Genomic DNA, 11,784 nt, shown 5'->3' on the forward strand with positions numbered 1-11,784 from the left:
ATTACATCATTGGCTATTACAGTCAGACTAGACCGCATCGTTATAACGCAGGTTTAAGTCCGAATGAATCAGAACAAAGGTATTGGAAACAATACAAAACCGTGGCCAATTTAACTTGACCACTACATGTTACTATTTGACTGGAAAACCTCGCGAGGCGTATGTTTTATGCTGTGGGAGTAAAACCCAATACTCGCGCTCAGGTTCACTGTACTAATACAAATTCAATTGCTACAAAGGCTGTATAACCCAATCATTTATCGGTTTAGACCAAGTACTTAGTTTTGTAATAACAACTGCACCAGATGGTGATACAACGGGGTTAACCTTAAATGCAGTAGATCTCTGATGATAGACGACAGGTTGATTACCTGCCATCGCCATTTGGGTTCCACCGTGAGAATCACTGCTTATTGACACTTTCGATCCTATCGGTTTGGCAGAGTGAACAAGTAAATACTTAACATTAGGTGTAGCTTTTTTATCGACACTAAAATACATCCAAAAGTGAGAATCGTCATATACCAAGTCTTGGTGCTTATAGCGCATATAGTTTAAATCTGTTTGCTTAACTATATTAAAATTTGAATCTAAAACGCTTACCATGGGTATAAAGGCAAATTTATGTTCGAGATAAAAGCTCTTAACCGAGTAATATTGAACACTCGCTTGATCCTCGAGCTCGATTAAAAGGTATGGTGATTTTACCGAATCAATTTGAACTAAATCTGTGTTCTCTTCCATCGATACTGCTAAAGAATCTTTCATTATTGATTTTTTAAGAGCATTCAGTACCGTGCAACAGGGTTTACTCTGATAAATTTCATTTCTGAGATCAAATGTTTTATCACTATCAACACTTTTAGGAATTTTGGTAGTCAGTTGACAACCACTAAAAACAAAAGTCAGTATAATAATGAACAGTATTCTAGCGTTCATTCGCGTACGCTCCTTTTATGTTAAATCGACTAAATATAAGACAAATAAGACTTTAGATAAAATAGCGAGCCAGAGGCGATGAAACAGGTAAATATGCCTAACTGTCATCAACAAGTCAGAAACACAAAGTACTGACTGTATCGCTCTAACTGATATAGCTAACACATATCGTCATCTAATTTTACATAAGCTCTAATTTTATTTCCTTTAAACGTGTTTTTCAGACGATCATTAATCCTAGATTGCCACTCAATAAAATTAAAAATTTCAACTGGATAAGCAGTATAGGCACTAATACCACCGCGAATAGCATCAATTAAAATTTCACCTTCTGGTTTTGAATATTCTTGGCCATTAATTACCACAGAGCGTGTCAAACTACCAAGCACCGGCGGTAAACAAGGTTCATTGGAGACAAAAATTTTCATGCCGCTGTATAGGACGTTCCTTATTTTTTCATTTTCAATGATACTAAATGCCTCACCTCTTATATGCTCAACACGAATTTCATAGCTTACTTCGATACAATCATCTTTGCCCTTGTCCACAGGCAATTCAATTGGAATATCGTGTACTGAAACATCAGCAAGCTCATAATTGGAGACAAACCTTTTTGTCACATTCATCCAAAACATCCTTATGACACACAATGCTAGTTTAACGGGCAATTAATCAGCTTATAAATATTGAAGTCACTGTTACAAATATCTACGTTACTTACCCAACTAAATTGCTCGCCTTTGAATAAGCATATCTGCATTACAATTTAGATTTAACAGTAACAATCGCACATACAACTGCAACAACCGGGACGACAAATAAATACAAGATCCAAGCCCAGCCTAAAGTTCTCGGGTCTTCAATAAATGACACAACAATATAAATACCAACGTACAAAATCAATGTTGAAGTGACAGAGCCAATCAACAGCCCGAAGAAGAACTTAATCAATTCAGTCAGCATTTATACACTACGCATTAAATATTAATGCCATTGTCAGAATCAGTAAAACGCAAGTTTTTAAGCTTTCGTACCATTCTTGCAAACATTATTTCAGTTCTGGGTACTAATTATTCATCAAGAGGAAATATTTCAGAACCCCCTAAAAACATATGGTTTTTATCTGGCACTGATAACACCTAAGCATTTACCAACAAGCCAACGAATATATGTAATTTATGTGAATTCAACATACTATTTTTCGTCATGACGTACCAGTAGTTGTAGCCTGACTAAAAGGTAATTAGTGCCCCAAAACACGTGTAGGAACCTCTTGTTTGTTCAACTGCAACTGCTTTGATTTGCTTAACTGCCGCTAGATAAATCGACTTGTCGGATATTGGAGGTAGCAAGATAAAAAAGACCTCCACATCTCAATTTATCTGGTCTACAGGGTTGCTTGTAAATTATTAGTCGAAAATTAAATAATGATGGGTACTTGTATAGCTCCGACTCATTTTTGTTAACGTTTACGTCGTCAAGCTTAACGATTTTTCCCTTGTTATCTTTAAGGATAATTATATCGGCATAATTAATTTTCTTTGTCTCGTGTATTAGCTTCACGTCATCAACCGCGTAAACAATTCCCTGCTCAGAATTCAACACACACTCTGTCGCCACTACATTACCAGCTAAATAACGTTGTTTGTCAATGTCAAATTTCAAACGTTTCTCGATACCACAAGAGTATCTCCATTTAGTTGAATCATAGTCTTCAATTTTGTATTTAAATTTGACTTTAAGGCGCGCTTTTTCTCTATTTAATTGAGTAATTTGATGCTCTAAAATCTCAATCCCCCCAATGTGAGGAATCATGTATTGGCGCCAGTCTACCTGACTCTCGTTCGTTGATTGGCAGCCAAGAACAAATAACACCAACGAGAAGCTAGCGAAGTAACAGTATAATTTAGTCATAGACTTACTTTCTTAGATTGAAGGCCAATATTTACATTAAATATGAATAAAACATAACGAGCACTCCCCGTAAGCAAAAAGTGAATTGTCCATTAAAGTACTTTTTCAGATGTCCAGTTCATAGTTACCACCAGATAACTTTGCAAACTGCTCGTAGTTTTGCACTATAAAACAAACTTTTTCAGACTCTTTCTCGTGTTCAAATTAGGGGGCGACATGGGACGTGCCGCAAATATAGTTGCTTTACCCAAATCGATTAATTCGCTTATCAACAAAACAACTAGCATCGTTTATTGTAAGGTCACGTTCGCCTCATAAATATCACCATCTGGTTTTAACATAGTTAAAACAACGCTTTCCCCTACACTTTTTTGTAATGCTTTTTTAGCGACAGATGCGGGGCAACCTGGAATTTTGCAACCGTCAATAGCAACAATTTCGTGCCCAACTTTTATACCCTGCTCTTCTGCAGAAGAATTTTTGACAACAGAATTAATTATTGCACTCTTCACTTCAGGACTAAAAAAGCCTGAAATACTCACATCCGCTTTAAACCCTTTTTTACCGGTTTCGCCCGCATGAGCCCATAGAGACATGATGACTAACAGTGCAACGATTATGTTTTTCATATAGATTTGTTCCTTTTAATTTGCCCGCTCCTTTTGGCAGGGTTAACCGATAATTGATTTAATTTACGACAAAGCACAGTAAAATCAAGTTATGCTGTTAGTCCTTGATTTCACTAGTTTGATGTGAATTTTTTACAGAAAACCGACAACGCCTAAAACAATCGCCAGTAAGAAGTACTTATTACTATCACTATTTAAACCAATATTTGATGCAAACCAGGACTGAATTGGAGAAGTGAAAATGAAGGCAGATAACATTAAACCGCGCAACAAAGACAGTATTGCTACTGTACTTGCAAACTCTCCCAAATCAAAAATTTTAGTTTGATAATATTGGTTAACAAAGAGACCGACAGTAACCAACATTAATAGTTTGAAGAAATAACGACTGCGTTTGACTTTTATTGCATGATTTTCCATTAATAATTATATCCTTTTGAACATATAACGCTTTGAGAAACGCGAAATGACAGTTAACAGAAACAAATAAGCCCTTTTTGTGTAGGCAATTTTGTTAATAAAGGAAATCTACTTTCCACATGTAAAGTTCAATTGTAATAACTTTACCAGTTGGCGTCGTTATTAATTGCTCTAGTGATATTTTTATCTTCAAGAGCAAAAAACTGAAGATCATCTCTTATTTTCAAGCGATAACTAGACAAACTGTCATTCATAGCTGTCCGCCACTTTATGCATGCATTTGCTATTCGAATACGTGAACCCGCCTGAAAAGGCGCCAATGTTTTATTCACTTTTGACATAACTGTATCCCTATGTTTCGACAACAACTGGTTAGCTTGGTCGCCTGCGATTGACACTAGTTTCGACTCATAAGCACTTTTTATTTTAAATACCTTGCTCAAAAGCTCATTGTTGGTATCTTGCCATGTTGAATACACTGAAAAGCGTTTTTTATCCTGGGAGTTGGCAACACACAAATTTTCAATTCCTTTGTTAGTCTCCATAAACTCTATTATTGAATATACCTTTAAATACCCTTCCTTCATTAAACTAAGTTCTGATGCTTTAGCGGCAGCAGAGCTGAATAAAACAAATGAAATGACAATACTGATACTTATTTTCACTGTAATGTATTCCTATATATTTTAACGCTGGTTAAAGGTTTTATTATATATTTGCTATTCGCAATTGCTGCCGCGATCCAAAATAACACAAGCAGATAACCCTTTTATTTGATCATCGCAAAAAATAAGAGTGCTCATGTAGTAACTTTTCTATAAAAGGAAACACTACATCGATTAATTGCTGTGATTCATCTTTACCTTTTTGCACATTTTTTCCTAGGAATAACAAAAAAATATTAACATCAGTACCTCGATACCGCGTTTAGTCATGGTGTTTGACAACCTGTGATAAACATATGTAACGCAACATAAGTTTTGCCCGACTTTTACGCGCGCCTTTACCTTGTTGAAAGACACAGTTTAAAGTTTCGATTATAGCACCTGAACTCACGGCTTTTGCAAGGCGACAATATCTTTTGAATTCTCGTTGACCTCTATTTTCAACAGCATCAATAAGTATTGAGTGTATTCTCGTTAACTGGTCTGCGTTTAGCTTTGTCTTCTTTAGTTTTTGTATCATATCTTCTTTGATATAGCCCGAGCGAAAAAAAATAGGATCTATCTCTAAAAAGACGAGGACAAACTCTAGGGTTTCCTGATTATCCAGAATAGGTGACTCGTATATTTGATCAATAAAACTATCAATAGGAGAAACGTAGGAATGAAACTTTTCACATGCCTTGCTCCAAGACTCATAATCGTTTGCCCGATTTAGAAATGTCATATGAACATCTTGGTGCAAGCTGTTCATTACTTCAGTTTCATGACTAATTATTTGATAAAAGTTGGTCATACTTTCCTGTTATCACAACACCTTGATAGTGAACGACTATAAGCTCAACCGAAAATAAACAAGGCTCGTGCAGAGCCAATTTCGGTGTTTCCCGTTAATTTGCTCCTTGGTGCGACACACCGCGAAATTCAAGACCAAATTCAGTTAACAAACGATCTAATGTTTCTCTATTTCGTGGGTCCAAAATCGTTTGGTAAACCCACGTATAGTAGTTATTTGTAGACAAATTTTCTTGAGCTTGATTTGGTCCAATTAACTCAGATAAAGCAATATATTCTAGATAGCAAATAACAATATGGCTTAGTGTACTTCCCTCATCCCTACTGCCATAAGGAAAGCCTACTTTAACACTTGGAAATTCATTTTTTATACGCGTCCTAAACGCTTGTTTACTAGCCTTTCCATTTTCAATTACATGCCAATGAAACTGCTCATGTAAATAGCTTGAAAGTAACTTAATTCTGCTATCAAGATACTCTTGTTGAGTACTCATAGTCAGAACAGGATGGCTATGTGGGGTTCTGGCATCCTGATCTATGCGGATTTGGTTTGTGTACTCCCAGCGGCTAAGGTCGTACTCCTCATGAAGTAATTCTAAGTCTGATTTAATCAATAACTCATTGGTTGACTGATTAACAGATGTTATTAGCACCTGAGCGTTAATTGAAACAGAAATGAGCAAAGTGATTAGCAACAATAATCTAATTTTCATCAATATCCTTATAGAAACAATGAGTACCTATCTATTATGCGCAAGTTGATGGGTTAAACATATCGACAAACCAATAACTGCAGAGGTTTCTAACCCATTTGACTAACTTATTTGGTTACCTTTTTAACTTCATTTTTAAGAAGTTAGACATGTAATAAAGCTTTTCACTACTTAAACCCCAACCTAAATTTAATCTTTTGCTTCCTTCGAGTGATATATGCTTATTTTGGCTTGATTCGCTCTCTGTAACTCTATCTATATTTATCCAATCAAATCTTCTGTACCAACCTATTGACCCTATTCCAATAAAAACTAACGCCTTTCCATTGTCATTTGAAACATATGTTCTACCAAATAGGCTCATCAGGGTGATACTGGTTAACACGATACTTCCAATCAAAAAAGGAAGTCCAAAGAGGGACTGTACTGGATCAAATTCACTATTTAGCAATTGTGTTCCATAAATATTAGACAGCGAACCACCAGCCCAAACGAGAGTAAATGGCACTAAAAAAATAGCCATTAAACTTCGATTTGAAGCTTCAATTGACCATTTGTAGCCATTATCTAAAACTTGGACACCTTTAACGGGTTGCGCGGTGTCAAAAGTACTACTCGGTGTTGATTCCAATAGTGAAGACAGTGATGTAAGACTTTCACAACTATCACAATATGCAGTATCTTTTGAAACATTGATGTTATTTGAATCTATTTTTATTCTACAATTTGAACAGTTTACTTCCATTAACCTACCCTACAAATATATAACACTAACTCAACAGGCTACTCATTCACTTGACTACTAAATGCAATAACGGCAACTAAAATATATTTGCCTATTGAGCGCTTGTTATATGCTTTTTACTGTCGTTTAACAACAAAAGCATTATCGATTTGAAGCTCAACTAATTTTATTCCTTCTAATGAGCGATAAGTTTTTGCCGTTGCATCAGCAGAGTTCCTTACAATATCTAAAAAGCCTGTTGGAGCAAATTTACCATCAATTTTGAGCTTGTAGGTTCCTGCAGTATTTCTGATTTGGACAAAATAGCCTTTACCAGTTTTACTACGATATGTCCCTTTACCTACAACTTTTCCTGTAATCATTGTATAAAAACTAGAAGGCAGATTGAGGGGATTATTTTCATACCACCATAGAGCGCAAGCGACGATGCACAAAAACGTTAAGCATCCCCACTCTTTTAGTTTTAGCTTCCTAATTTCAGGCTTATTACTCACTAAATGTCTAACTTCCATTTAAAATGTAACACACTGATGTTGAACACACTTAGTAAAAAACCTTTAGCACCATCCAAAATAAACAGTTGGTCATATTTACTAAAGCCTAAAGCCCAAACTCCAACGTGGTTGTTACATAAACAGGCCTATTTGATGAATTAGCTTTAGCCGGCGCATAGTGAAGATTACTTAACGCGCGCAACGCGAACTTATCCCAGGCTCCGTCAGGTACAGACTCTACTATTTTAGGTTCAAAAATTTCACCATTGGAGTCAATTAAGTACATTATTTTGACAAAACCGGGCTCTTTTGGCTGTTTTAACTTACCAGTTTTAAAGCTAAACTCCTTTGAAACGTGAACCCAATAGTCTTTTAAGTCTGATTGCTCGACAGTTATTGGTGGTTTTGTCAAATACCGTTCGGGAGTTGATTTGCATCCGGCGATGACTAATAAACTAATGATTAAAACACTCAGCAGTTTCATATACGCTCCTTGTAAAATATTACCCCATTTAATAGACAAATAGTTCGAGTAGCAATAGTAAAAACCAAATCAAGGCGCACAAAACGTTAAATTTCGCCTTATATTTAGTTTATCTCTAACTCAGAGACAACACTAACAGAAGCAGAAAGTACAATGTTATCTCGTACATACTTCTCTGAACTATAAGGCTCACCGATTCGTCAAACGCTTACTACAACGCGCTCGATATCAGTATTGTCGCCATATCTATTTCATTCATTAATAAAAGTTGAACTTATACTATAAGTTTTTACCTAGCTCGACGTCAAAAGCATAAGCCATTGCACGATTAGATTTATAGTTTTCGACGTCTAAGTAAATTGGGAATCATGATTATTGCTAACAACACCTAGTAATCCATTCTCAATATCTTGCTTAACGTTGAGAAATAAATCAATCGCGATTCTACGCCAAGCACTACTAGCTATCACGGCACAAACACCTCGGTATGTAGTTCGTAAATGCATAGCTATAAGTAGTGAAAAAAGAGCACAAATCATGCGTTTTTGCGCCCTTACTATCATTAAGTTCCTAGTGACGGGGACTCGCTGAACTCCTGACTAAGCTTTTACGACCCAAATGCTCTATAAAAACATTTAAACCTAAAAACAGAAATCCCAAAAAGAAACTGATACCCCCAAAGTCAAGATACCTAAAGTTACCATGTATCTCATACTGTTGATTAAAATCAGCGCCTTTTAATGTTGGTATTAAAATATCAACGATCCATAGACCGAAGAAAATGCTTGAAAAAGCAAACGCTACAAGCCAAGCATATTTACAAATAAAACTAAACGTAAGATTTTCAATTTTATCCGGTGTTTGCAGTTCACTAGGATTCACATCAAAAACAGAAGCCAACGCTTTAGTTGTTTCCAAAGATGCCGTTCCCGTTTTTTCTACGCGCTGGATAGTCCTAACACTTAACCCGCTAACTGATGCTAGCTCATCTTGACTCCAACATTTGATCGACCTTAATTTTTGGATTTTATCTTTATTTAGTTTCACATCATTACTCATGATTTGACCTTATTTCATATCGTTAAAATGAAAGGTCATAGTAAATACAATTAACGGAGACAGTCCCGACAATATCAAGTCACTCTAGTGACACTAGCCTGACAAACAGGCGACAAGCTTTTGTTTAATAGCTTCACAGACACCCCCAACATCAGCTTAAAAGGTGGCTAGCTTACGATGACAGAAGTTAACTAATCTGAACCAAGCTTTCCCTCACAACTTTCATAACTTTGCTATGCAGAATTAGACCACAAATGGTTAGAATGAAAAGCATACCGATAAAAAGGAATAAACAACAACATGCATAATAAAACTGCGATAACAATACTGAAAAAACCAGCGATATCAGGTTTGTGCAATACACTCTCAATAAATGGGTCATAAATTAAAAACACAACCATCAAAACATTTATGAAAAATGATATCTGCCATAGTAGTTTCCAACCTACTGCTTTTTGATAGGCATAACCATAATAAGGAAAGAGTAAAATACCGCCAACGAATAAACCAATAAAATCATAAATACTGGTATCGTTTGATAGAGGTAAAGCGATAAAGTCTATCACCAATAAAAAAGCAAATATCCAAAATAGGACTTTCCAATACTTCATATTAATGCCTTTGGCCTCACCAAAACTGCCACCAAGGCTTTTTCTTTACTACTGGTATTGTCGCAAGGTTAACAGGAGTCAATGGATATTTAACTCTAGACAATAAATTAGCAAAGTTCGGATCGAAGGCTATTGAGCTACTCCGCCGTTTATCGTCATCTAACTCAGGAGTAGCATAAAATTCAGCTACGGGATATGGCAGCGCGTCATCCTCATAATGACTAAACTCTTTCAAATAAGTGACAGTACTTTCATCTGAACCAAAGCATTTCGAAAATTTCCACCAGTCTGATTCTTCCAAGTTTAAAATCAAATACTGAGACGCATCCATTGCAATGTAATCATGATCAAAATTAGTGAGTAGCTCCAAGGTTTTATCAATGTAACCTTGAACTATTAACTCATCATTACAGATAGCTAAAAGTAAACTTTTAGAATTTCTTAAATTGGTTATTGCACCTTCAACTGTCGTACATGGCTGAAAAGTATTAGAAACATATTCATTGCCCTCGCCATCGTGATATTCACATGAAACCTCAATTAAATCAGTTTCTTTAAAAAGGCAAAACCATAAAATTGGTACCTGGTAACTTGATGTTGCCAATTCTGTGTACTGTACTTTATCTTTTTTAAGTAACCCAATACTTGGTTTTTTTTCACACGTATTAATTAGAAAATTCATACTAAATCTACATTTTGCAACTGAGTCTTAAAGTGGTAGAGAGAAACATACCAACACGGAAAAGCAAACTAGTGATACAAAGAAATTGAAAAACGGCCCCATAGTCAACTTTACTAATCCACTTAGAAAGCTAATGATTGATTTGACTATATCAAGAGCGTAATGCCCCGCGCTAAACTTTATTTGTTCTGATGTAACAACTATTTACTTGTACTTTAACGCTAGTTCACTCGCAAAACGATAAAAACATATACCGGACAATAACATAAAGGCTGACGGGACAAATAGTAAAAGTGCTTTCATCACATCTATGTTTTCTGAATTTTTAAGGACAGATATAGAAGTAAATGAAGATACAATACTAGCCAACACAGACAACAAAGCCAAGCTTTGGTTGCCTCACGCCAATTACTCATTGGATTTTAATTGGCTTTGCAACTCTTTGGCTTCTATTAATACTTTTTGTCATTTAGATTTGGCGAAATACAAATAGAGTCTTCGCCATCAAATTCGAATAGCTTGTAATTTGAACGAGATTTTCCAAGTTGAATAACAAAGTCGTTAAGCGTTATGTTAGCTTTTGTTGGCCTAGCTGGACTTAATGTTATTGCCAAAGAATTTTCTATAGCCTCACTATTAGTCAGCGCAACTTTGTTGATGTTTAACAGCTGTTAATGATCTGTTTTTGCTGCACTTTAGCAGCCAGCTAACAGAGTGCAAGCAACCAATAAAGAACCAAAGGCTTTAAATTTACTCATCTTTTCCCTACTAAACAAAATACCCTTTACACAGTCAAATAGTTAGGATAGCTCAAATTAGAAATGCAGCGACAAAAGGCAAACGGTAACCCTTAATTGATGTGAACGTTGTGTTGTTACTTTGTCATCAGCTTATGTTTCAGTAAGCGTTTACTCGGTAATTCTACCAAAGCATTGTTTTTAGCAACTTCTTTCAACTCAGCTTTAGTCAATTGATAAGCTCCAGCCATTGTTCCTGTCGAATAGAACTCAGTTCTGTCTTTGTGTTCGTAGTAACGAATGAAATATGTTTTACCAGCTTCTACTTCAAAATTTAATTGTTGCTTAACTTGCTCTGTAGCGACAAAGAAAGTACTTAATCGTATTTGAAAATTATGTATTCCTGGCTCTAAATAAAAGTAAGAATAACCACCGTGGGTAAACCTAAATACTTCTTCGCCATTTAAATAAAGAAAATCAGCCTCACTAGCACCAAATTGAGCATCTTTGGGATGGTAAATATACACAAGCCCCTGTCCATTTGCAGATGGCAACACAGTACTGAATTTTTTTCCTGTCGCTATGCAGCCAGTAATTAAAACTAATAAAGAAATTACAACGATAAATTTGGCCTTCACATTAACTCCCTGAAAAACATAATGCTCACTGGCGGAAAAGTATTTAACTTAAAGCTAAGTTTAAGAACATAACTATATTTGTGCGGTCAAAGCGCTTGTTAGTTGCCAATAATCGCATTGAAAATGACAACAGCCACACTTATTGCAAATGATACAAAAATATTTACAGCCTAACTATAAGTTATTTTACAAAACTCTATTTGTCTTGATGGGGTAAATACCGGTTTTTCAAAATCAACATCTGAAAACTCCAATCAGCTTC

Annotated in this window: 16 protein-coding genes; all 16 read right to left on the reverse strand. The window is 35.7% G+C overall.

What is annotated here, in order from left to right; translation table 11 throughout:
* Window positions 1-231: 231 nt before the first annotated feature.
* Window positions 232-939, reverse strand: coding sequence for a MalM family protein (locus tag J7384_RS18370; protein WP_209116007.1), 708 nt, complete (start codon window positions 937-939; stop codon window positions 232-234).
* A gap of 158 nt (window positions 940-1,097) precedes the next feature.
* Window positions 1,098-1,565, reverse strand: a complete 468-nt coding sequence (locus tag J7384_RS18375; protein ID WP_209116008.1) for a hypothetical protein — start codon at window positions 1,563-1,565, stop codon at window positions 1,098-1,100.
* 133 nt (window positions 1,566-1,698) lie between these two features.
* Complete coding sequence (locus J7384_RS18380; protein ID WP_209116009.1) at window positions 1,699-1,902, reverse strand: hypothetical protein; 204 nt, start codon at window positions 1,900-1,902, stop codon at window positions 1,699-1,701.
* A 342-nt stretch (window positions 1,903-2,244) separates the two neighbouring features.
* On the reverse strand, window positions 2,245-2,754 hold the full coding sequence (locus tag J7384_RS18385; RefSeq protein ID WP_209116010.1) for a hypothetical protein: 510 nt from the start codon (window positions 2,752-2,754) through the stop codon (window positions 2,245-2,247).
* A gap of 389 nt (window positions 2,755-3,143) precedes the next feature.
* A complete protein-coding gene (locus J7384_RS18390; protein WP_209116011.1) occupies window positions 3,144-3,482 on the reverse strand; it encodes a PDZ domain-containing protein in 339 nt (112 codons plus the stop codon).
* Window positions 3,483-3,614: 132 nt separating this feature from the next.
* Window positions 3,615-3,902 carry a hypothetical protein gene (locus J7384_RS18395; RefSeq protein ID WP_209116012.1) on the reverse strand — a complete coding sequence of 96 codons (288 nt, stop codon included), beginning with the start codon at window positions 3,900-3,902 and terminating at the stop codon, window positions 3,615-3,617.
* A gap of 143 nt (window positions 3,903-4,045) precedes the next feature.
* Complete coding sequence (locus J7384_RS18400; RefSeq protein ID WP_209116013.1) at window positions 4,046-4,567, reverse strand: hypothetical protein; 522 nt, start codon at window positions 4,565-4,567, stop codon at window positions 4,046-4,048.
* Between the two features lie 262 nt (window positions 4,568-4,829).
* Window positions 4,830-5,360, reverse strand: a complete 531-nt coding sequence (locus J7384_RS18405) for a hypothetical protein (RefSeq protein WP_209116014.1) — start codon at window positions 5,358-5,360, stop codon at window positions 4,830-4,832.
* A gap of 94 nt (window positions 5,361-5,454) precedes the next feature.
* Window positions 5,455-6,072, reverse strand: a complete 618-nt coding sequence (locus J7384_RS18410; RefSeq protein ID WP_209116015.1) for a hypothetical protein — start codon at window positions 6,070-6,072, stop codon at window positions 5,455-5,457.
* A 115-nt stretch (window positions 6,073-6,187) separates the two neighbouring features.
* The gene (locus tag J7384_RS18415) at window positions 6,188-6,817 is read right to left on the reverse strand and encodes a hypothetical protein (RefSeq protein ID WP_209116016.1); all 630 of its coding nucleotides are present in this window, start codon (window positions 6,815-6,817) and stop codon (window positions 6,188-6,190) included.
* A gap of 116 nt (window positions 6,818-6,933) precedes the next feature.
* A complete protein-coding gene (locus J7384_RS18420; protein WP_209116017.1) occupies window positions 6,934-7,329 on the reverse strand; it encodes a hypothetical protein in 396 nt (131 codons plus the stop codon).
* 88 nt (window positions 7,330-7,417) lie between these two features.
* On the reverse strand, window positions 7,418-7,795 hold the full coding sequence (locus J7384_RS18425; RefSeq protein ID WP_209116018.1) for an energy transducer TonB: 378 nt from the start codon (window positions 7,793-7,795) through the stop codon (window positions 7,418-7,420).
* A 570-nt stretch (window positions 7,796-8,365) separates the two neighbouring features.
* Window positions 8,366-8,854: a helix-turn-helix transcriptional regulator gene (locus J7384_RS18430; protein ID WP_209116019.1), complete on the reverse strand. Its 489-nt coding sequence runs from the start codon at window positions 8,852-8,854 to the stop codon at window positions 8,366-8,368.
* A 233-nt stretch (window positions 8,855-9,087) separates the two neighbouring features.
* Window positions 9,088-9,465: a hypothetical protein gene (locus tag J7384_RS18435; protein WP_209116020.1), complete on the reverse strand. Its 378-nt coding sequence runs from the start codon at window positions 9,463-9,465 to the stop codon at window positions 9,088-9,090.
* A gap of 16 nt (window positions 9,466-9,481) precedes the next feature.
* On the reverse strand, window positions 9,482-10,147 hold the full coding sequence (locus J7384_RS18440; protein WP_209116021.1) for a hypothetical protein: 666 nt from the start codon (window positions 10,145-10,147) through the stop codon (window positions 9,482-9,484).
* An 874-nt stretch (window positions 10,148-11,021) separates the two neighbouring features.
* On the reverse strand, window positions 11,022-11,522 hold the full coding sequence (locus tag J7384_RS18445) for a DUF2846 domain-containing protein (protein ID WP_209116022.1): 501 nt from the start codon (window positions 11,520-11,522) through the stop codon (window positions 11,022-11,024).
* Window positions 11,523-11,784: the final 262 nt, after the last annotated feature.

Source organism: Endozoicomonas sp. G2_1, assembly GCF_017744155.1.
GTDB lineage: Bacteria > Pseudomonadota > Gammaproteobacteria > Enterobacterales > Alteromonadaceae > JAGHQT01.